This is a genomic window from Aquimarina sp. 2-A2 (assembly GCF_045505135.1).
Lineage (GTDB): Bacteria > Bacteroidota > Bacteroidia > Flavobacteriales > Flavobacteriaceae > Aquimarina > Aquimarina intermedia.
In genome coordinates this window covers 624,995-647,991 of record NZ_JBJKFI010000001.1, presented here as the reverse complement: position 1 = coordinate 647,991, position 22,997 = coordinate 624,995, and the positions used below count along the sequence as shown (strand labels likewise).

The window sequence follows — 22,997 nt, the reverse complement described above, 5'->3', positions numbered from 1 at the left end:
AAAGTTTAGTTATTTATTTAAAGTATTGAATTATGCCTTTTTATCATAGCCTGGGTAAGATCCCACCAAAACGCCATACCATTTTCAAAAAACCTGATGGCTCACTATATTACGAACAATTATTTGGAACTATAGGGTTTGATGGTATGTCAACAAATCTGTATCACAACCACAGACCCACGCAAGTTAAAGAGATTAAGGGAAGCTATGATGCAGCTCCCAAAATTGCTTTAAAAAACAATATAAAGTCTTATCGTCTCCATGGTTTCAAAATACAACCTGAAAAGGATTATTTAGAAAGCAGAAAAATTGTACTTACCAATGCGGATGTACATATTACGCTTGCTGCACCGCAGGAATCAGTAAAAGATTATTTTTACAAAAACACTGATGCTGATGAATTACTGTTTATACACAAAGGGAGTGGTCGCTTTATCAGCCATTTGGGTGTCATAGACTTTAAATATGGAGATTATATCGTAGTCCCCAGAGGAACTATCTATCAAATGGACTTTGATACGAGTGACAACAGATTGTTTATTGTAGAATCGAGAAGGCCGATTTATACTCCTAAACGATACAGAAACTGGTTTGGACAATTATTGGAACATTCTCCTTTTTGCGAAAGGGATTTGCGACCTCCCCATACTCTAGAAACCCATGATGAGAAGGGTGAATTTCTTTTAAAAGTCAAAAAGCAAGATGAGATTTTTGATATGATCTATGCGACACATCCTTTTGATGTAGTTGGGTACGACGGTTATAATTTTCCTTATGCATTTTCCATTCATGACTTTGAACCTATTACAGGAAGAATTCATCAACCACCACCGGTACACCAAACCTTTGAAACCGATGCCTTTGTAGTATGCTCATTTGTTCCCAGACTTTATGATTATCACCCGGATAGTATCCCCGCACCATATAATCACAGTAATATTGATAGTGACGAAGTTCTCTATTATGTTGATGGTGATTTTATGAGTAGAAATGATATCGATGCAGGGCACATTTCATTACATCCGGCAGGTATTCCACATGGTCCACACCCCGGTGCCGTAGAACGAAGTATTGGTAAAACCAAAACAGATGAACTTGCGGTGATGGTAGATACGTTTAAACCTCTTATGGTGACCGAAGCTGCTATGAAAATTGCAGACGATGATTATCATACCTCATGGCTCGAACATTAGAGATAGTAGTATCCCTGTGTAATGCTGGATAAATACATGTTAAACTTAAGTTTCTTAACATCACAATTTTATAAACTATCAAAATTATGCTTAACTTCAGAATAGATATTACAGCGCATATAAGAGCCATGTGGTAAGGAAGACTCTATGCGAGTATACAAAAATCAAGCATTATTTCAATTCTATTAAAATACAATCATGTCAACACATACAACACCAGAAAATTTAGAGAAAATCATTCCGCAAGCCGAAGATTTTTTACCCTTATTAGGAACAGACTATGTAGAACTATATGTAGGCAATGCAAAACAAGCTGCATACTACTATCAAACAGCCTGGGGATTTGAACCCATTGCCTATGCAGGTCTTGAAACAGGCCTTAAAGATCGTGTCTCTTATGTATTACAACAAGACAGAATTCGATTGGTACTAACCTCGCCATTACAACCGGATGGCGCAATAAACCAACACATTAATGCCCATGGTGACGGTGTTAAAGTTGTGGCTCTTTGGGTTGATGACGCTACAAAAAGTTATGAAGAAACAGTAAAACGCGGAGCTAAATCATATTTTGAACCAAAAACTGACAGCGATCAAAATGGTAAAGTGGTAACCTCGGGAATCCACACCTATGGGGAAACTGTGCATGTTTTTGTTGAACGCAAGAATTACAACGGAGTTTTTCTTCCCGGATATACCAAATGGACTAAACCGTATAAAACCGAATCCACGGGTCTTAAATATATTGATCATATGGTAGGAAATGTGGGCTGGAATGAGATGAATAAATGGTGCGAATTTTACGCCAAAGTCATGGGGTTTGCGCAACTAGTGTCTTTTGATGATAAAGATATTTCTACCGAATATACCGCTCTTATGAGTAAAGTTATGAGTAATGGAAACGGTCGAATCAAATTTCCTATCAATGAACCTGCTGAAGGCCGCAAAAAATCTCAAATTGAAGAATATATTGATTTTTATAATGGCGCAGGTGTGCAACATATGGCACTGGCAACAGATAATATTATTGAAACAGTATCATCTTTAAAGGCAAGAGGAGTCGACTTTTTAACCGTACCTTCCAGTTACTATGATACCGTTTTGGATAGAGTTGGCGAAATCGATGAAGAACTTGAACCTTTAAAGGAATTAGGTATTCTCATTGACAGAGATGATGAAGGATATCTTTTACAAATTTTTACCAAGCCTGTATTGGACCGCCCTACTATGTTCTTTGAAATTATCCAGAGAAAAGGTGCTCAATCATTCGGAAAAGGTAATTTTAAAGCCCTTTTTGAAGCTATAGAGCGGGAACAAGAAGAACGTGGAACGCTGTAACTTAATGTTAATCAGTTTAATTTCACATATTCGCAACTAAAGCGCTAAAAAAACAGCAATTAATATATTATTATATTTATTTAACTAATTTTTTGTTAAATTTCATATTAAAAAAACGTTTTCGGTTGATAAATCAATAAAAAAAGCCCACTTTTGTATTAATAAATGGAGTGGTTACCATTTATTATGAAAACAATAATTATTCTCATAATTTAAGTTTTTAGTTGGTTAATAAAAGTAAAAGAGAGCTGTGGTGGCTCTCTTTTTTTGTTTTTATATTTTTGCAACATAATTGTATTTTAAGTGTTTATATTAAACCTTACTTTTGGAATGGATATTGCAAATGACTTCATGATCATAGCTTTTTAAATCCCAAATCTTTATGAGAAACATTTTTATATTGCTCTTATTCGTAAGCACCACCGCCATATCACAGCAAACCCATCAGGCGTTTCAGGATGGTGAATGGTTTAAGTTTAGAATTCATTATGGATGGTTTACCGCCAGCTATGCCACCTTAGAAGTCAAAAAAGAAATACTTGATGGAAAACCTGTACACCACATCGTTGGTGTAGGTAAATCGTCTGGGATACTCAGTGCCTTTTTTAAGGTAGAAGATTACTACGAAACCTACATCAATAGAGAAAAAGTCATACCCTATCGTTTTATTCGCAAAATAAATGAAGGTGGACATACTAAAGACATAGAAATTAATTTTGATCATGCTAAGAAAAAAGCTTTGGTCCACGACAAAAAACGAAATACCAGACGTACTTTTGACACCAAAGGTGATATTCAGGATTTGATGTCCTCTTTTTATTACTTAAGAAATAATCTTGACACGAGATCCTTAAAGATTGGTGACGAAAAATATGTGGATATGTTTTTTGACAATGAAAATTACAAATTCAAACTCAAGTTTCTTGGCAGAGAGGTCATTAAAACAAAGCTAGGTAAAATCTCGTGTTTAAAGTTTAGACCGTATGTGCAGGCCGAACGCGTATTTAAAGAAGAAGAAAGTATGACCGTTTGGATTAGTGATGATAAAAATCGAATGCCGGTTAAGATCAAAGCTGACATACTCGTAGGCTCTATAGAAGCAGATCTAGATGCCTTTAAGGGGCTAAAGCACCCATTCAAAATTATAATAGACTAATGGAAGAAAACATCCAACCCGAAATTACCGAAAAAATCAAACAACTTGAAAAAAAATTCAAGAATTCAGGACAGGATTTAGGCGCTTATCTGGATGGCCTGCTACATGATAAATACCTGACGTATTGGGACTATATTCATCTTGACACACTATTAAGTCTTCAAGTTCCACGAACCCATTTTCCTGATGAAGAAATTTTTATAACCTATCATCAAATTACAGAATTGTATTTTAAGTTAATCATTCATGAACTCAAACAGATCATTGACGATAAACTTCAAACCGCTACTTTTTTTACTGAAAAACTCGTTCGAATAAACCGCTATTTTGGAGTACTTATAGATTCTTTTGATGTGATGATCAAGGGTATGGATAAAGAACAATTTCTTAAGTTTAGAATGTCGTTGTTACCCGCCAGTGGGTTTCAATCGGTCCAATTTAGGTTGATAGAAATATACGCTACTCCCTTGCAAAATTTGGTTAGTGCCAAGAGAAGGGATCAATTTGGTGAGGATACTGCACTAGAAGATCTTTATGAAAATCTTTATTGGAAATCAGGTGCAACAGATCTCGAAACCGGAGAAAAAACATTAACCCTTAAACAGTTTGAATATCGATATACCCCCAGAATGATTCGAATTGCCCATCAGGTTGAAAACAATACTGTATATCATAAATACATGCAATTACCAGAAAAAGAACGCAATAACGCTGTACTCATTGATGCTTTGCGTACTTTTGATACAAATGTCAATATCAACTGGCTCTTGATGCATATGGGGGCAGCATATCGATATCTCAACAAAGGAAAAGGAGAAATTTCTGCTACCGGAGGCACAAATTGGAAAAGTTTTTTACCTCCAAGCTTTCAAAGAATCACATTTTTTCCTAATCTTTGGAGTCAAGAGGAAAAAGAAAATTGGGGTCAGCAATGGGTTACCCATCAGTTTAACAACAAAAAACAGCATTAATCAATTGAAGAAGTTTATTTATATACTGCTTGCTATCGCAGTATTTTACTCATGTAAGAAGGAAAATGAAAAAGCAAAAGTAGCCCCTGCTGCTGTTAAAATTAAAAAAGAACTTCCGCCACCCGTGGTCAAGGAGTTTGGTTATGCTCTTAATGACTATCAGGTGATTAGGGATACCATTCGACGAGGTGACAGTTTCGGTGGTATTTTAGATAGTCATGGCATCACACGAGCTAAGGTTTTTGAAATTACCAACGCCATTAAAGATTCGTTTAACGTTGCACGCATAAGAGCAGGAAAACCCTATGTGGTTTTAAAACCAAAAGACACCACCAAGTCCGCAGAAATTTTTGTCTATATTAACAATAAAATCGATTATACGGTTGTGGATTTTACGGACAGTATTCAAGTTTACAAACGAAAAAAACCAGTTAAACTTGTCGAGAAAATTGCTTCAGGAACTATCCAGAGCAACCTGTCTCAAACCTTTGACGAGCTCAACCTTAGTTTTTTGGTAGCTTATAAACTTGCTGATATATACGCCTGGACTATCGATTTTACCAGACTTCAGGCAGGTGACCGATTCAAAGTTATTTACACAGAAAAATTTATTAATGACACCATTCCGGCAGGGATCGGTGAAATAAAGGCTTCTCATTTTGAGCATCGCGGAAAATCAGTATATGCTTTTAAATTTATCTCTGACAGTACAAAAGGTATTGCCGATTTTTATGATGAAAATGCAGATAACTTGAGACGTGCTTTTTTGAGAGCTCCCGTACAATTTAGCCGGATCTCCTCTCGCTATAACCTAAAGCGAAGAATTAAATATTATGGCAACAAGATAAGACCGCATCGAGGAACGGATTTTGCTGCACCCATAGGAACGCCAATTCTTGCAACCGCCGACGGTATTGTAACAAAATCTGAGCGCCGTGGTGGTAATGGTAAATATGTTAAAATACGACACAATGCTACCTATGAAACACAGTATTTACATATGAGCCGACAGGCAGTTAGAAAAGGAGAGTATGTGAGACAAGGCGACGTAATTGGCTATATAGGCATGACTGGTAATACCGGCGGACCTCATGTTTGTTATCGTTTTTGGAAAAACGGTCGTGAGGTTGACCCTTTTAAACAGGATCTCCCCGCAAGCAAACCACTTGCTGATTCTTTACAGCCTATTTTTACTACTCATATTACACCGCTTAAATCACAACTGGACGAGATTACTTTCGAGACAGACAACGAAATTTTATAAATTATGACATTACCAACTATCAACCCAACCACCACCAAAGCCTGGAAAGCGTTATCGGATCATTATAATGAATTCCAAAACACTTCTTTGCAAGAGCTTTTCACACAACACCCTTCACGAGGTGAAGAATTTGCGATTGAATGGAAAAACTTTTATGTAGATTATTCAAAACAGAGAATAAATAATACCACTATCAATTTATTGGTTGACCTCGCTAAGGAAACAGGTTTAGAGCCTGCGATCAAAAGCTATTTTATTGGAGATGCTATCAATGCAACCGAAAATCGTGCGGTATTACATACAGCTCTTCGCGCTCCGGCATCACAAACCATTCAACTCGACAATAAAGATATTGTTGCTGATGTTCACGCAGTTAAACAAAAAATGAAAACTTTTTGTGATAAAGTGATCAATGGAGAATTAAAAGGACACACAGGCAAAGCATTTGACACTATTGTCAATATCGGTATTGGCGGGTCAGATCTTGGACCTGTTATGGTTACTGAAGCTTTAGAATTTTATAAAAACCATTTGAAGCTTCATTTTGTATCTAATGTCGACGGAGACCATATTCATCAATGTCTTAAAAAGATAGATCCTGAAACTACATTATTCGTAGTAGTATCTAAAACCTTTTCAACACAAGAAACCTTATCAAACGCTAACACAGCACGCAAGTGGTTTCTTAAAAACGCACCACAAGAAGCAGTAGCAAAACACTTTGTAGCCGTTTCAAGTAATATAAAAAATGTCACAGAATTCGGTATTGCCGAAGATACTATTTTTCCTTTGTGGGATTGGGTTGGTGGTCGCTTTTCTCTTTGGAGCGCCGTAGGACTATCCATTGCTTTATCAGTGGGTTTTGAAAATTTTGAAGCTTTATTAGAAGGAGCACATGAGATGGATGAACATTTTAGGACCACACCTTTTGAAAAAAATATCCCTGTAATTTTAGGGTTGTTGACCATATGGTATAACAACTTTTTTGAAGCAGAAAGTGAAGCTGTAATTCCTTATTCGCAATACCTACACCGATTACCAGCCTATTTGCAACAAGGTATTATGGAAAGTAATGGTAAGGGTGTTGATCGTAATGGAGAAAAAATCACGTATCAAACCGGATCAATTATCTGGGGAGAACCCGGAACTAATGCACAACATGCTTTTTTTCAATTACTCCATCAAGGAACAAAATTAATTCCGGCAGAATTTATTGGCTTTAAAAAGTCTCTTTTTAATGATCAAGATCATCAGGATAAGCTTATGGCTAATTTTTTTGCACAAACCGAAGCTTTGATGAACGGAAAGTCAGAAGAACAAGTTGTACGTGAATTAAAAAACAAAAAACATACGCAAGAGGAAATTGACGAATTAACCCCTTTTAAAATCTTTGAAGGAAACAATCCAACCACCACTATTTTAATTGAACAACTCACTCCCAAAAGTTTAGGACAATTGATCGCCTTATACGAACAACGAATTTTTGTACAAGGGATCATATGGAATATTTATAGTTATGATCAATGGGGTGTAGAATTGGGAAAACAACTTGCAAGTTCTATCGTGTCAGAAATAAAGTCTGAAGAAATTTTACATCACGATTCCTCTACCAATACCCTTTTACGTAAATATCTAGAGTAAAGAATAAGGAAGTGCTTTATTTTTCATATTTTTAATTGATTTATAATCAAGCAAGTGTAGATAATTTTTATTGTAAAACCATAAACAAATTATGTGAAAATTTTTAACATTTACATAAAGTTGGTTTCAATAAAGATTCGTTCTTTTGCACCGAATAATAAACTCAATTCATTATAATGAAAAAGATTACATTTTTATTTGCTGTAATGTTGATGGCAGTGGTCACATCAACTTTTGCTCAGGGTACGGTTACAGGTACGGTCTATGATGCCGAATCTAACGCTCCGCTTCCTGGCGCAAATATTTTAGAAATGAGAACTTCAAACGGGGCAGTAACTGACTTTGATGGTAAGTTTTCGATCAAAACAAACAATGCAACAGGAACAATCAACATTTCTTATGTTGGATTTGGATCCAGAAACATCGCCTTTGATGTAACAAATGGAGATCAGGATTTAGGTGTTATCTCTCTGTCTCTTGATAACTCCCTAGAGGAAGTTATCATCACAGGTGTTGTGGATATTGCTAAAGATCGCGAAACTCCGGTCGCAGTTTCAACTATTAAGGCGGCTGAAATTCAAGAAAAACTAGGTTCACAGGAATTACCTGAGATTCTAAACAATACCCCTTCCATTTATGCAACAAAGCAAGGTGGAGGATTCGGAGATGCTCGAATTAACATTCGTGGTTTTAATCAGGAAAATACCGCTGTATTAATTAACGGTATTCCAATCAATGACATGGAAAATGGTGCTGTTTATTGGAGTAACTGGGCTGGATTAGCAGATGTTACTACAGCAATGCAAGTTCAAAGAGGTTTAGGTTCTTCTAAACTGGCCATCTCTTCTGTTGGTGGAACAATTAACGTTTTGACTCGTTCAGCAGATAAGAAAGAAGGTGGATTTGTTAGTACAAGTGTAGGTAACAATGACTATATCAAGACTGTAGCTTCATATTCAACTGGTATTAATGAGAAAGGATGGTCATCTTCTTATCTATTTAGTAGAACTGCCGGTGATGGTTATGTAGATGGAACTTCTTTCGAAGGATTCAACTATTTTGTTGGTGTTGGATACAAACCTAATGATAAGCATGATTTCAACTTCATCTTAACTGGAGCTCCACAACAACATAACAGTCGTGGTTTTGCACCATCTATAAATGATTATATTAGATATGGTAGCGAAGATGAGCCAAGAATAAAGTATAATAGCGATTGGGGAACGAGAAACGGAAAAGAATTTACGTTTGGAGGTAACTTTTACCATAAACCAATAACTTCTTTAAATTGGGAATGGAAAATTACTGAAAACTCAACCTTGTCTACATCTGCTTATGCATCCTTTGGAAGAGGTGGTTCGATTGGTTCTATTGGACAAATTCAAGGTCAAAGGTCATTTAGATCTTCGTTAAAAACCGACGACGGATTAATCCGTGTCGATGATATTATTGCTTATAATAGTGGACAGGCGATAAATGGATTTTCACAAAGAGAAGGCTATACTGGTGGAGGGGATCCTGCTTACCAGGGTTTATTTGTTAATGGTAATAACAGTTCTTCTATGTACGTTAGTGATAGAGATCATGTTAGAGGTGCAGAAAATGGAATTTCTCAAAGGTCATCAGTAAACTCTCACAACTGGTATGGAGGGATTATTAACTTCAATAATCAAATCAACGAGAATTGGAGTTTTGATCTTGGTGCCGACCTTAGAACTTACAAAGGAATTCACTACAGAAGACTTGTTGATCTTTTAGGTGCAGATGTTTATGTTGATAATGATAATATTAACCAACCGTACCGTTTCTTAACAGAAACATACAAACCAACAGCCGGAAACGCATTTAACGTATTTTCAAGTATAGACGACGAAGAGAAAATTGATTATTACAACGAAGGTATTGTGAATTGGATTGGAGTATTTGGTCAAGTTGAATACTCAAATGATGTGATATCTGCTTTTATGCAAGGATCTTTATCTAACCAAGGTTTCCAGCGTATTGATTATTTTAATTATTTAGATTCTGATCCTGAGCAGGAGTCGGATGTTGAAAATATTCTTGGTGGTAATATCAAAGCTGGTCTTAACTGGAATATTGATGAAGTTCACAATGTATTTGCGAACGCTGGTTATTATTCTAAACAACCTCTGTTTGATGCAGTTTTTCCAAGTTTCATATCAAATGATGTCAATGAGGATCTTGTAAATGAAAAAATTATAGGTGTTGAACTAGGTTATGGTGTTCGTTTTTCTTCATTTAGAGCAAATTTCAATTTATACCGTACATCATGGGAAGATCGATTTGAAAATGTAAGTACTACTTTTGATATTAACGGAACTGAAGTTAGAGGGTCCGCAAATATTTTAGGAATTAAACAAGTTCATTCTGGTCTTGAATTTGATTTTAGTTATAAACCGGTTGATCAATTATCTCTTAATGGTCAATTCTCATATGGAATTTGGGAATATGAAGGAAATCCTTCCGCAACCTATTTTGATGAAAGTAATCAACCAATTAATGTTGATGGAATTCCACAACAAGCGGTTCTGGAGTTAGATGGTGTAAAAGTGGGTGATGCGCCTCAACTTACAGCTAGTCTAGGTCTTGGCTACCAAATCATAAAATCTATAAAATTAGATGCAAATTATAGATTTGTAGATAAATTATATGCTGATTTTGACGCAACTGACGTAACTGAGGATGGAGCATTAGAATTACCATCATTTGGACTTTTGGATGCAGGATTCTCCTATAAAATGGAATTATCAAAAGGGAAATCGCTAAATTTCAGATTTAATATGAACAATGTTCTTAATGAAATTTATATCTCTGAGTCAGAAACGAATAACTTCGCTGAAGAAGGTGATGACACTTATGATGGCATAGCTACTTCAAATAGAGTATATTTTGGTCTTGGTAGAACTTGGAATGCTAGTTTACGTTATAATTTCTAAAACTAACGGAAATAATATCTTTAAAACCTCACTCTTACCGAGTGAGGTTTTTTTATGCAATATGAGTATCTTTGGGTAAAATTATATCAACTATGTACGAAGCTATTCAAATTCTTCATTCCTATTGGGCCTATCTGGTAGTCCTGGTAGTGCTCTTAGCAACCATCAATGCGATCACCGGTGTTATTAGTAAACGTGAATATACCCCAAAAGATTTTCGCATCTCTTTATTCGCCTTAATTACAAGTCACATTCAATTGCTTATCGGTATTGTTTTATTATTTGTATCGCCCCTGGTAGTATGGTTTTCGGGAACGCACTCTATGGGCGAAATCATGAAAAACGCCACCTTAAGATTGTACAACGTAGAGCATCCTTTAATTATGATTTTGATGATTGCGTTTATCACTATCGGTTATTCAAAACATAAGAAAAAACTGACTTCGACACCTAAGTTGAAGACTTTAGCCATTTTTTATACCATAGCTGCAGTTCTTATGTTATCCAGAATTCCATGGTCTAATTGGTTTTAATTACTATAGAGCATCTTTAATTTTTTCATTTCTCTGTGCTTCTATCTAAAACGCCTATGGATTTATCCCAAATACAGCTTATCGCCACCGATATGGATGGCACCTTACTTAATTCTCAAGATCAGGTAAGCGCTAGATTTTATGACGTATATCACGCTCTTAAAGCTCAAGGTGTAACCTTTGTGGCCGCCAGCGGAAGACAGTATTATAGTCTCGCCCATAAATTGAATTCTATTAAAAAGGACTTATATTTCATTGCAGAAAATGGAGCTTTGCTAATGCATCAAGATAAAGAGCTGGGTGTTATCGAAATCAAGAAGGAAAAATATCTTGAATTACTACAGCAGATTCAAAAAATAGAAGGTTCGCAACTTATTGTTTGCGGACGAAAAACAGCTTACTTAAATGACCATGGTCCTGAATTTCTTGAGTTATTTTCAGAGTTTTATGAGCGCTACAAGATTATAGAAGATTTGACTCAGATAGACGACCAAATTTTAAAGCTGGCAATTTGTAATATCAATGGTACCGAAACGCATGTATATCCACAATTGCAAAATCTGGAAGGGGAATTAAAAGTAAAAGTATCCGGTAAAATCTGGCTGGATCTTTCCCATTCTCAAGCTAATAAAGGAAACGCTCTTCAAAAATTACAAAAACTTCTAAATATAACCGCCGAGCAAACGATGGTGTTTGGAGATTACAATAACGATTTGGAGATGATGGAGGCTGCAACCTATAGTTTTGCGATGAAAAATGCACATCCCAATATCCTTAAAGCCGCCAACTATAGTACCGAGAGTAACGATAACTATGGTGTAGAGCGCATTCTGGAAAAAGTATTGGAGGCAAAGCTTACAACACAAGCTGCCATTTAAAATAAATTAAAAAAGCTGTTTTAGCACATACTAGAACAGCTTTTCTATAATGTTAACCTTACTTAAGAATTAATCATTCAGCTTTAAGACGGCCATAAAGGCTTCTTGCGGAATCTCTACATTACCTACCTGACGCATACGTTTCTTTCCTTTTTTCTGTTTTTCCAGTAATTTACGCTTACGTGAGATATCTCCACCATAACATTTTGCTGTTACATCTTTACGCAACGCCTTCACTGTTTCACGTGCTATAAATTTAGCTCCAATAGCCGCTTGTATAGGAATATCAAATTGCTGTCTAGGGATAAGCTCTTTTAGCTTCTCACAGATTTTCTTTCCTATTTCATAAGCATTATCCTTATGTAATAATGCAGACAGTGCATCTACCGTATTTCCATTTAATAGAATATCAACTTTTACCAGTTTGGATTCACGTAAGCCAATAGGAGAATAATCAAACGAAGCATAACCTTTGGAAACTGTTTTCAAACGATCATAAAAGTCAAAAACAATTTCGGCAAGAGGCATATCAAAGCTCAATTCGACCCGCTCAGTGGTTAAATAGGTTTGATTTGTAATCTCTCCTCGTTTTTCAATACACAACGACATTACAGAACCTACAAAGTCAGATTTTGTAATAATAGTAGCTTTAATATAGGGTTCCTCAACTCTGTTTAGTGTAGAAGGTTCCGGCAGATCCGATGGGTTATTAACAATGATAACTTCATCGGGTTCTTTGTTGGTAAAGGCATGATACGACACGTTAGGAACCGTTGTGATAACTGTCATATTAAACTCACGCTCTAACCGCTCCTGTATAATTTCCATATGCAGCATTCCTAAGAACCCACATCGAAACCCAAAACCAAGTGCCGCAGAACTTTCAGGGACAAATACTAAAGACGCATCATTTAACTGAAGCTTTTCCATTGACGAACGTAGTTCTTCATAATCTTCTGTGTCTACAGGATAAATCCCTGCAAAAACCATTGGTTTAACATCTTCAAAGCCCCCAATTGCATTTTTGGTTGGACTTTTTGTATCTGTTACTGTATCTCCTACTTTGACCTCTCTGGCATCTTTGATTCCTGTTATTAAATAACCAACATCACCTGTTTTAATAACCTGCTTCGGAACTTGTTTAAGTTTTAACGTACCGATCTCATCTGCAAAATAACTCTTACCGGTAGCGACAAATTTAATTTGCTGTCCTTTACGAATTTCTCCGTTCATTACTCTAAAGTAGGTTTCAACACCACGAAAAGGATTATACACAGAGTCAAAAATTAAGGCTTGCAACGATTCATCCGGATTGCCTTTTGGCGCAGGAACTCTCTCAATAATTGCCGTAAGAATCTCTTCAATACCAATACCGGTTTTTGCACTGGCAGGTATCACATCCGAAGCATCGCAACCTAAAAGATCGACGATATCATCGGTTACCTCTTCAGGATTTGCACTAGGTAAATCTACCTTATTCAACACTGGTATAATTTCAAGATCATTCTCCAGTGCTAAATATAAATTTGATATAGTTTGTGCCTGAATGCTCTGGGCTGCATCAACAATTAGCAAAGCACCTTCACAAGCCGCAATTGAACGGGAAACTTCATAGGAAAAATCTACGTGTCCCGGTGTATCAATTAAGTTGAGTATATACTGCTCCCCTTTATAGGTATAATCCATTTGGATTGCATGACTCTTGATTGTTATTCCACGTTCGCGTTCAAGATCCATACTGTCTAATAACTGTGCCTGTGCCTCACGAGCGGTAACAGATCCGGTAAAATCCAAAAGCCTGTCAGCCAACGTACTTTTACCATGATCGATATGTGCTATAATACAAAAGTTTCTTATGTTCTTCATCCTTCTCTAATTACACCGGTTTAATGCAGATACATTGAACTAGTGATGTATGTTACGTATAGATCCGATTAAAATATTTGCCGCAGCAAAAAGCTGTGATACTATCTGATCTTTCAGTTTGCAAATATAATCGATTTCATAGCATCTTGATCATCAGACGCAATTCATTTATGTTATAAGATACTGATTTAATCTAAACATGACTAAAAATAAAACCGGACAGTAAAAATAATTCGCTATCCGGTGAGAGTGTAGTGTTATGTTGTGTTAGTTTAGAAGGTATACGATAGACTTAAGCCGTGATACTCACCTGTAATAGGCATTAACCCAAGATTAGGATCTTTAAACAATTTATTTTTATGAAAATAAGGAACCAGAAAACCTGAAGCCGCGCCAACCACGCTTCCTACAATTGCATCTGTAGGAAAATGTTGCCCGGCCTTTACTCTTAAATGTGCAGTAGCATAGGTAGAAGCACCAGCTAATCCATACATAACCCATTTAAAGGCTGAATCCGGATGATAATCTGCATATACCTTAGCCATAAAAAACGTTGCCGTACCTACAAGTGCAGGGTGGCCGGCAATAAATGAATTTTGAGAGGCCCCTCGTGTTCTCTCAGAGATATCTAACTCTGTATTGTACACATAAGGTCTGCGTCGATCATTAAGCTGATGGGAGCTACTATAGACTACTCCGGTAAATGACATTGCCTGTAGATATAGTAGACTAACACGTAAATAATCTTTTCTAATTTTAGGATCGATCCCAAAGACAAGCAATGGTACAGGAACTGATCCATAAAAAATCATATCACTTATTTTTTCGGCATCTTCATCAAAATTACCGGCAGCACCTCGATCAAATCGATTGACATCATTACGGTCTATGCGCATTACCCGCTCATCCGGCACTCTATCTTTGCTATAAATTTTTGTGAAGTTGAACAAAGTAACTCCGGCAGCTACCGCAGTTATCGGAAGTTCGTATTTGAAATTGTAATTATATAAATGTTGTTTTTCTTTCTTTTCAACAAGAAGAGAATCTGTTTGGGCAGCTCCATAAAAAAATGAAAAGAATAACGTATAAATAAGCAGGTTTTTAATTGGCATATGATTTGTTTTATAAGTATGTAGGTACAAAACTGCGTGTTTTTAAGAATCAAAGCTCACAAGTACTTGTTAATTTGCACCATTTTAAGAGGAATTGTTAAGTTTTTCGGAAAAGAGATTTTATACGCAGTCTTCCTGAATATTTGTATTTTTGCGGGATAATGGCTGTATGTTTAAGTTGTTTGATGAAACAAAGACAAAAGACAGTCGTGTATCTAGGTATAAACTAAAGAGAATTTGATTTGGCAAAAATAGGTGATATTGATGTAGGTGAATTTCCGTTGCTATTAGCACCCATGGAAGATGTAAGTGATCCACCTTTTAGAGCGCTTTGTAAGGAACAGGGAGCTGATGTTGTGTATACTGAGTTTATCTCTTCTGAAGGCTTGATTCGTGATGCTGCAAAGAGTGTCATGAAATTAGATATTTATGAAAAAGAGCGTCCGGTAGGTATCCAAATCTTTGGTGCAAATTTAGAATCCATGCTCAAATCAGTTGAGATTGTTGAAGCTTCAAATCCCGATATTATTGATATCAATTTTGGATGTCCTGTAAAAAAAGTGGTGAGTAAAGGCGCCGGTGCCGGAATCTTAAAAGACATCGATTTGATGGTCTCACTAACCGAGGCGATGGTGAAACATACCAACTTACCAATCACCGTAAAGACCCGATTGGGATGGGATCATGATTCAATCAAAATTGTGGAAGTAGCAGAACGACTTCAGGATGTGGGGACAAAAGCTATTGCTATCCACGGTCGAACACGCGCACAGATGTATAAGGGATCGGCAGACTGGGCTCCCATCGCCGAAGTAAAGAATAACCCACGAATGCACATACCGGTTTTTGGAAACGGTGATGTCGATACCCCTGAACGTGCCATGTTAATGCGGGATCAGTACGGCTTGGATGGTGCTATGATCGGACGAGCAAGCATCGGATATCCTTGGTTTTTTAAAGAAGTAAAACATTATTTCAAAACCGGTGAACATCTGCCACCACCTACTATTCAAGAACGTGTAGACGCTGCCAGACGGCATTTGCAAATGGCCATTGATTGGAAAGGCGAAAAATTGGGAGTGTTTGAAACCAGACGTCATTACACCAATTATTTTAAAGGAATTCCGCATTTTAAAGAATACAGAACCAAAATGGTTACCAATGATGCATCGCAAGATGTATTTGATGTGTTTCAAGAAATTGAAGAAAAATTTAATGACTTTGTTTTCTCCTAATTTCTTACTAATATACTTATCGTAAAAGCTTTTGATTTATTCTACTTGAGGCAAGATAGGAGGCAACACCACCTATCGTGGTAATCGTAAGAAATACAACGATAAAACTTAAGGGAGTAATTCGTGTTGGGTATGCCAGGTTTGGTGTAATCATCAGTAATCCATAATGCTGTTGCGCAAGGATTAAAATGAGTCCTAAAAATAATCCAAGTATGGTTCCCAATACCGTCATTAATAACCCCTGGTAAAGAAATATTTTCTTTAATTCGGGTAAAGAGGTTCCTAGATTATAAAGCGTCTTGATATTCCCTTTTTTATCAATAATCATCATAATGATTGCCCCTGCAACATTAAACAGAGCTATGACAGCTATTAATGTTATCACCAGATAAGAAACTAAGTTTTCGGTATTTAGCATACGATACAAAGTCTCATTGAGTTGAACTCTGTTTTTAATAATAGCACGATCTTCAAAAATAGCAGCCAGCTTTGTTACTGCTTCGGACTCTCCTGTCTCATTTTTTAATTTGATTTCGATTGCAGAAACCTGATTTTCTGACAACGCTAATAAGTTACGTGCCATTCCAATAGTTGAAAACACATATTTTGCATCCAACTCCTCATTCACGCTATAAATTCCTATAGGAACCACACGTTGTTTTCTAAAAGCCTTTGAAGCATCACTTGGAATTCCCTTACCGGGTTTTGGTACATAAATTCCCAAAAAATTAGTATAGGTACGCTCCACTCCCATTCCTAACTCCCTGCTGATCCCATTACCGGCGACAATCTGAAAATCATTTTTGCCCAGCCAATCCCCGTAAATTAAAATACTATCGGGAGCTATGACCTGTGCATAGGATTCACTTACTCCTTTTATATATGCAGTCTTAGGTTTATTTTTATACTCCAAAAACACGCGTTCTTCCACTACCTCAGCATAACTAGCAATTTCTTCTATAGCCTGTAGTTGCTCACGATCCTTTGGTGTTAAATCAAGTGTTTTTCCGCTGGACGGAGAGATTTTGAGATCAGGATCGAAAAAGGAAGTATATCGTAAACTGAAATCCTTAAGCCCCGCAAATCCCGAAAGAACGAGAAATAATGACAATGCTCCAATCACTACGCCCATAGCGGCGATACCTGTTATAATATTAATCGCGTTACTACTTCCCGGAGAAAATAAATAGCGTTTTGCGATGTAAAGTGATATTTTCAAATTCTAAGAAAAGTTTTGTAACTGGGTATAGGCCATATAAATACTTCTATTTTTTCTTACGGCGCTCTAACAAATCCGGGTTTTGCAATGGGTTATCGTCCCCTTTAACTGCTTTCTCGATATTTGCAATATATTCTAAAGAATCGTCAATAAAAAAAGATAATTCCGGCATACGACGTAGCTGATGCTTAGTACGTAAAGCCACTTGATGCTTAATTTGTGATTTTACTGAGTTAACTTCCTTTAATACTTTATCTCCTTCGGCATGTGGAAAAACACTCATATACACTTTACCTATTGAAAGATCAGTGGTCACAGAAACTTTGGTTACAGAAACCAAAATCCCTTGAACTCCCGCATCACGTAGGGCTTGCTGAATCACATCTGCGATATCTCGCTGTAAAACTCCTCCTATTTTTTTCTGTCTATTTGTTTCCATAATGCAAAAATACATATTAATATGATGAAGATGTATGTCTACGATAATAATCGTAATTTTACCTCAGTGAAATATAAACACATGAATCATATAAACAAAATTGAACACCTGGGTATTGCTGTCAAAGATTTAGACACAGCAAATAAGCTTTATGAAAAACTTTTGGGAGTTGCCCCCTACAAAAAAGAAGTGGTGGAAAGTGAAGCGGTTACTACTTCCTTTTTTCAGGTAGGCGAGAGTAAAATTGAACTTTTGGCCAGCACTGATGAGAATGGACCAATTGGAAAATTTATAACCAAAAAAGGAGAAGGCATCCATCATATAGCCTTTGATGTTTCGGATATCAAACAAGAGTTAAAACGTCTGAAAGACGAAGGGTTTCAGCTAATCAATGAAGAGCCAAAACGCGGTGCAGACAACAAGCTTGTAGCTTTTATTCATCCCAAAAGCTCGGACGGTGTATTGATTGAATTGTGTCAGGAAATATCAAAATAATATCAATTCGAACGAAGAAACCTTTTGATTCGCACACTAAACCATTGATTTTAAAAGTTTAAGTGGTGCCCATAAAAAAATTGTACTCAAAGTACAGAAAATGTTTGGCGTGTATCTATCTAATTCTTAAATTTGCGCTCCGTTTTAGGTCCCATAGCTCAGCTGGTTAGAGCATTTGACTCATAATCAAAGGGTCCTTGGTTCGAGCCCAAGTGGGACCACTTCTATAAAGAGTTGTGAAGTTTATGCTTCACAGCTCTTTTTTTATTCTTCGTTTCTCCTTTAGGAATAGAGTGTCTGTAATTTTAATAATCTATAGCACACTGCTCCTTGTAAAGAACTTCCACGTCTAGAAACCTACTACCATGTTCGCCTTTAAAAAAAGGGAAAACACTGTGTAAAAAGGGTTTTTTATCCTTAACACACTACATATCAATTGTTTAAATTTGAATTTAAAACATTCGAATACTTACTAAAATTTTACATCATGGACATAAAAAGAACAATAAAAATGTTACTCCTCTTAGGTTGCATTTTAGGTATGACAACTAGTTGTTGCACACGTTTTGCTGATTCCAGGGTGCTTCCTGTAACACTCTGGCCTCAAGAAACCGGTCAATGGTGCTGGGCAGCCAGCGGTCAAATGTGTATGGATTTTTTGGGGAACAACGTAGCTCAATGTACTCAGGCAAATAATCGCTTTGGAATGGCAAATTGCTGCAATTCACCAACACCTTCAACCTGCGTTACAGGTGGTTGGCCAGAGTTCAGTAAATATAATTTCACCTCCAAAAATACTGTTAACGCTGCTTTAACCTGGGATCAAATAAGAAGAGAGATTGATTGTAAAGATCGTCCTTTCACGTACACCTGGCATTGGGCAGGTGGCAGTGGACACATGGTCACTATTGTTGGTTATTCTGTTGGGGAATGTGATGGTGAGAAATATTTGCACGTTCACAATCCCTTACCAGTAAATGTTGGCAGCTCCTATACCATAACATACGACGCCTACGTTGCCGGAAATCCAGGGTCTTCTCACTGGAATGATTATTACGCAATTATACCCACTCGTTAAAAAAAGATATCATGAAAAAATTACTAATTACAATCATATGTATAACCGGCTTTGTGTATCAAACTATGAACGGACAAGATTTTGATTTCTCAGAGCTCTCGCAAACAACGATAGAAAATTTTAGATGTGTAATTACAGCTGAAAATTACACCTATTATGGGTTATCGTCTGCAAAAGCATTAGAACAGATAATCATTGATGAACCTATTTATCATTATGGTGTACAATTAAATGCACTGCAAAGATATAATGAACAACAAAGCCCTGATGAATTAGTTTCAATGATGGATTTTGTTACCATTCCCTTAATAAATAAACAAACTAATGAAGTTGAAACCTTTATAATGATTAATAAACGAAACGAACAATATCAAACAACCGGTATGGGAAAAATTCCTTTTGTAAAAGAATTTATGGGGCTTAAAAAGGAATCCCAAGCAGACCGGGAAATGCGACTCATAAGAGTGCCGGCACTTAATGTCGCTTACGCAGGAATTGTTGTTGACGGACTATTAAACCTAATTCCTATTTCTTATGATCAAAAAGATGTCACACCACGTCCGGCATCGGTAATCTTTGCCGAATTAGCTAAAACTATTAAAGGGGGAGAGGATGTCCCTAATTAAGGAATATACGAGTATCTTTAGATAAAAAAATGACGATACTAACACTAATTTCATTTCAATATAGTGTTAGTATCGTCTTAATGCCAATTACTTTGATACAATAATAAAATCGGATCTTCTATTGATCAGATGTTCATCTTCAGTACACTTTACCCCGTTTATACAATAATTCCTCAATTCGGTTTCGCCATATCCGATAGCGCTTTCAATACGTGAAGGGTCAATACCATTGGCAATTAAATAGTCATAGGTAGAACGTGCTCTTTGGTTGGATAACTTATAATTCATTAAGTCCGGCCCTCTACTATCCGTATGAGATTCTATACGAATACGAATATTTGGGAAACTGTTCATTACTAAAATAATCTTCTTTAATTCCACCTCTGCCTGCGGAGTAATACCATATTTAAATGACTCAAAGAATATAGGGTTTACTTTGATCTTTTCAACATTTCCTTCTTTGATGACAAATTGATCAAATGAAACCAAAAGTACCAGATTTTGTTTCGACTCCAGATTGGGTGTATTCATTGTTTTAACCACACTGGTATGCTGTGTATAGCCAGGTTTTGTAAACATTATTGTATACTCTGATTCTAAAGGTAATTTGAGACTATATTCACCTTTATCGTTGGCTACAATTTCTTTCTCTAGCACATTGCGCTCATTATATACTTTTATGGTTGCAAAGGGAATCGGACTGTTAGCATCCTTATCCATAATTTGTCCGCTATATAACTGATACGCCTTAGGTGCTAAAAGCTCATAATAATAGATATCATCATCTCCCTTGCCCATGGCTCTGTTTGATGAGAAATAGCCCGAGGCTACACTTTCATTTTCGATATAGGCAAAGTCATCCATATTACTATTTATAGGTCTTCCCAAGTTGACCGGCATCGTATATTTAGTAATAGACTTTTGTCCAGCTCTAAAAATATCAAGCCCTCCTAATCCATAATGGGTATCGGATGAAAAATAAAGATCTTCTCCTATTGCAAAAGGAAACATTTCTCTTCCCGGCGTGTTGATATATGACCCTAAATTGATAGGAGTTCCCATGCTGCCGTCTTGTTTAATTTCGGACACATAGATGTCACTACCGCCAAATCCTCCAGGCATATCAGAGGCAAAATAAAGATGCGTTCCACTAGAGGATAAAGATGGGTGCCCACAAGAATATTCTTTACTATTGAAATTTAAGGATGCTACATTGGTAATTTTACCATCTTCTATCGTTCCTCTTAGGATTTGAATATTAGAAATCCCGTTTTTATTCACCTTTAATTTGCGCTTAGTGGCATAGTTACGTGTAAAATATACGGTTTTGAAGTCAGAAGAAAAAGTCATGGTCGCTTCATGAAATGAGGAATCCATGTTCTCAAGAAACTTTTTGGTATTACGTAACTGACCGGTACTTTGATCAATCATCGCTATGTATGGGTCAAGAAAAGGTTGATTGTTCCAAGAATAATTACGTTGCATAAACTTAGTCGTATCCCGACTTGAGGCAAACACAATGCTGTTCTCATAATACGCCGGTGCAAAATCAGATTTGTTAGAATTAACCAGCAGATTCTCGACTCTAAACTGTGGTTCATTCGCTAACAAACTATCTAAGCGCTGCTGTTGAAATTCTATGAGTCGCATACGCTCCAAATTATCTTTGTAGTACGACTTTATCAATGCGTCGGCAGTTTCGTACTCTTTGGATGCCTTCAGGCTCTGGATGTATCTAATAAAAGCAGGCTCATCGACAGCTTCAATGTCATCAGCATAAAGTTTCTCATACCATTCTTTGGCTTTTTTATACTCTGTCACATAAAAATAACTGTCCGCCAATCCTTTCATGACCTCTGGATCAACTTTTTTACCTTTAGAGGCTGCCCGCTCATAATATACAATTGCTTTTTTAAATTTAAAATCTTCAAAATAGCCATCAGCTCGTTTGCGATTACTCTGGGCAAAAGCGGTAATTTGAAACAGTATAACAACAAGTAGTACTATTTTTTTCATTAGAAATGATCGTTTTAAGGTTAAAAGAATCTTGGAGATCGTGCTTTACGCTTTCGATCATGTAGTGTATAGCGTAAAATGATTTCGTGAGATCCGCTGTTATATTTACTTAAGTTACTTATCGAATAATCATAGCCATATCCTACATAAAATGTATTACTGACTTGGAATCCAGCCAGCCCACTTACCGCATCGTCAAATCTATAAGATGCACCCAAGGTTAACTTTTCCTGAATTAAAAAGTTTGTAGAAATATCAAACGTAAACGGAGCACCTTCAGTTAGTTTAACCATGGTTGCAGGCTTCATTTTTAATTGTGGAGTAATTTGAAATACATATCCTCCCAGTAAATAATAATGTACCGATCGCTCTACCAATATCTCTTCATTATCGTCATATCGTTGAGATTTAATAAAGTTGGAAGCTGAAATTCCGGCATACCATTGTTCACCAAAGATGTAACTTCCCGCTCCTATAATCGGACGAAGCTTACTTATATTCTCATTAAAGATAGAATCTTCATTTTCGTAAATTTCACCCTTGGACCAGTCAATAGACAATACATCCATCCCGGCATTAACACCTAATCCTAGTTTTACCGTAGCATTAAGCTTTAAGTGGTACGAAAAAGCAAAATTTATATCAATTTGACTTGAAGGTCCTATTTTATCATTAAAAATATTAAAACCAAGTCCGATCTTATCAAAAAACTTTCCGTTAAGGGTCAATACCTGCGTTTGAGGTGCTCCATCAATACCTACCCATTGCGAGCGATGTAATAAGGAAGCTTCGATACGATCATTTGACCCGGCGTACGCTGGATTAATACTCATAGTATTATACATATACTGTGTGTATTGTGGTAACTGTTGTGCATGAGAAACCATGCCATACAAAGCAACACAAAGTAGAAGTATCAGTTGATAACATTTTATCGAATGCATAAATAAAAATTGGTTTTGAGCGATTAAGGAATTACG

At 36.5% G+C, this 22,997-nt stretch carries 19 protein-coding genes and 1 tRNA gene; 14 read left to right on the top strand and 6 right to left on the bottom strand.

Annotated elements, in window-relative coordinates; genetic code table 11:
* Window positions 1-32: 32 nt before the first annotated feature.
* From ACJRPK_RS02825 to ACJRPK_RS02785, 9 genes are all read left to right on the top strand, one after another.
* Window positions 33-1,193: a homogentisate 1,2-dioxygenase gene (locus ACJRPK_RS02825; RefSeq protein WP_148781085.1), complete on the top strand. Its 1,161-nt coding sequence runs from the start codon at window positions 33-35 to the stop codon at window positions 1,191-1,193.
* A 198-nt stretch (window positions 1,194-1,391) separates the two neighbouring features.
* Window positions 1,392-2,531 (top strand): 4-hydroxyphenylpyruvate dioxygenase, encoded by a 1,140-nt coding sequence (gene hppD, locus ACJRPK_RS02820; protein WP_407138344.1) that lies wholly within the window; start codon window positions 1,392-1,394, stop codon window positions 2,529-2,531.
* 382 nt (window positions 2,532-2,913) lie between these two features.
* Window positions 2,914-3,687 carry a DUF3108 domain-containing protein gene (locus tag ACJRPK_RS02815; protein ID WP_148781083.1) on the top strand — a complete coding sequence of 258 codons (774 nt, stop codon included), beginning with the start codon at window positions 2,914-2,916 and terminating at the stop codon, window positions 3,685-3,687.
* Window positions 3,687-4,658 carry a tryptophan 2,3-dioxygenase family protein gene (locus tag ACJRPK_RS02810; RefSeq protein WP_407138343.1) on the top strand — a complete coding sequence of 324 codons (972 nt, stop codon included), beginning with the start codon at window positions 3,687-3,689 and terminating at the stop codon, window positions 4,656-4,658. The genes ACJRPK_RS02815 and ACJRPK_RS02810 overlap by 1 nt, the downstream gene beginning before the upstream one ends.
* 4 nt (window positions 4,659-4,662) lie before the next feature.
* Window positions 4,663-5,922: a peptidoglycan DD-metalloendopeptidase family protein gene (locus ACJRPK_RS02805; protein ID WP_407138342.1), complete on the top strand. Its 1,260-nt coding sequence runs from the start codon at window positions 4,663-4,665 to the stop codon at window positions 5,920-5,922.
* 3 nt (window positions 5,923-5,925) lie between these two features.
* Entirely contained in the window at window positions 5,926-7,563 is a 1,638-nt protein-coding gene (gene pgi, locus ACJRPK_RS02800; RefSeq protein WP_407138341.1) for a glucose-6-phosphate isomerase, read from the top strand.
* A 176-nt stretch (window positions 7,564-7,739) separates the two neighbouring features.
* Window positions 7,740-10,520: a TonB-dependent receptor gene (locus tag ACJRPK_RS02795; protein ID WP_407138340.1), complete on the top strand. Its 2,781-nt coding sequence runs from the start codon at window positions 7,740-7,742 to the stop codon at window positions 10,518-10,520.
* A gap of 92 nt (window positions 10,521-10,612) precedes the next feature.
* Window positions 10,613-11,053: a hypothetical protein gene (locus ACJRPK_RS02790; RefSeq protein ID WP_407138339.1), complete on the top strand. Its 441-nt coding sequence runs from the start codon at window positions 10,613-10,615 to the stop codon at window positions 11,051-11,053.
* Between the two features lie 56 nt (window positions 11,054-11,109).
* Window positions 11,110-11,931 (top strand): HAD family hydrolase, encoded by an 822-nt coding sequence (locus tag ACJRPK_RS02785; protein ID WP_407138338.1) that lies wholly within the window; start codon window positions 11,110-11,112, stop codon window positions 11,929-11,931.
* Between the two features lie 69 nt (window positions 11,932-12,000).
* Here the strand turns inward: ACJRPK_RS02785 and lepA are convergent, their stop codons facing one another.
* Both lepA and ACJRPK_RS02775 read right to left on the bottom strand, forming a co-directional pair.
* Window positions 12,001-13,797: a translation elongation factor 4 gene (gene lepA / locus ACJRPK_RS02780; protein ID WP_148781077.1), complete on the bottom strand. Its 1,797-nt coding sequence runs from the start codon at window positions 13,795-13,797 to the stop codon at window positions 12,001-12,003.
* Between the two features lie 272 nt (window positions 13,798-14,069).
* Window positions 14,070-14,909 carry a phosphatase PAP2 family protein gene (locus ACJRPK_RS02775; protein ID WP_407138337.1) on the bottom strand — a complete coding sequence of 280 codons (840 nt, stop codon included), beginning with the start codon at window positions 14,907-14,909 and terminating at the stop codon, window positions 14,070-14,072.
* A gap of 242 nt (window positions 14,910-15,151) precedes the next feature.
* On the opposite strand from ACJRPK_RS02775, the gene dusB reads away from it, so the two are divergent.
* On the top strand, window positions 15,152-16,144 hold the full coding sequence (dusB, locus tag ACJRPK_RS02770; protein ID WP_407138336.1) for a tRNA dihydrouridine synthase DusB: 993 nt from the start codon (window positions 15,152-15,154) through the stop codon (window positions 16,142-16,144).
* Between the two features lie 16 nt (window positions 16,145-16,160).
* Here the strand turns inward: dusB and ACJRPK_RS02765 are convergent, their stop codons facing one another.
* Both ACJRPK_RS02765 and rbfA read right to left on the bottom strand, forming a co-directional pair.
* The gene (locus ACJRPK_RS02765; RefSeq protein ID WP_407138335.1) at window positions 16,161-17,363 is read right to left on the bottom strand and encodes an ABC transporter permease; all 1,203 of its coding nucleotides are present in this window, start codon (window positions 17,361-17,363) and stop codon (window positions 16,161-16,163) included.
* 46 nt (window positions 17,364-17,409) lie between these two features.
* Window positions 17,410-17,802, bottom strand: a complete 393-nt coding sequence (gene rbfA, locus ACJRPK_RS02760) for a 30S ribosome-binding factor RbfA (RefSeq protein WP_148781073.1) — start codon at window positions 17,800-17,802, stop codon at window positions 17,410-17,412.
* 90 nt (window positions 17,803-17,892) lie between these two features.
* Here rbfA and mce point away from each other — a divergent pair, with 90 nt between their 5' ends.
* The 4 genes from mce to ACJRPK_RS02740 all read left to right on the top strand — a co-directional run bounded on the left by mce (window position 17,893) and on the right by ACJRPK_RS02740 (window position 20,001).
* Window positions 17,893-18,297: a methylmalonyl-CoA epimerase gene (gene mce / locus ACJRPK_RS02755; protein ID WP_407138817.1), complete on the top strand. Its 405-nt coding sequence runs from the start codon at window positions 17,893-17,895 to the stop codon at window positions 18,295-18,297.
* Window positions 18,298-18,444: 147 nt separating this feature from the next.
* Window positions 18,445-18,518: transfer RNA gene (locus tag ACJRPK_RS02750), tRNA-Ile, on the top strand.
* Window positions 18,519-18,784: 266 nt separating this feature from the next.
* A complete protein-coding gene (locus ACJRPK_RS02745) occupies window positions 18,785-19,375 on the top strand; it encodes a C39 family peptidase (protein ID WP_407138334.1) in 591 nt (196 codons plus the stop codon).
* 11 nt (window positions 19,376-19,386) lie between these two features.
* The gene (locus ACJRPK_RS02740; protein WP_407138333.1) at window positions 19,387-20,001 is read left to right on the top strand and encodes a hypothetical protein; all 615 of its coding nucleotides are present in this window, start codon (window positions 19,387-19,389) and stop codon (window positions 19,999-20,001) included.
* Between the two features lie 87 nt (window positions 20,002-20,088).
* On the opposite strand, the gene ACJRPK_RS02735 is transcribed toward ACJRPK_RS02740, so the two are convergent.
* Entirely contained in the window at window positions 20,089-22,017 is a 1,929-nt protein-coding gene (locus ACJRPK_RS02735; protein ID WP_407138332.1) for an OmpA family protein, read from the bottom strand.
* Window positions 22,018-22,037: 20 nt separating this feature from the next.
* On the bottom strand, window positions 22,038-22,961 hold the full coding sequence (locus tag ACJRPK_RS02730; RefSeq protein WP_407138331.1) for a type IX secretion system membrane protein PorP/SprF: 924 nt from the start codon (window positions 22,959-22,961) through the stop codon (window positions 22,038-22,040).
* Window positions 22,962-22,997 lie beyond the last annotated feature (36 nt).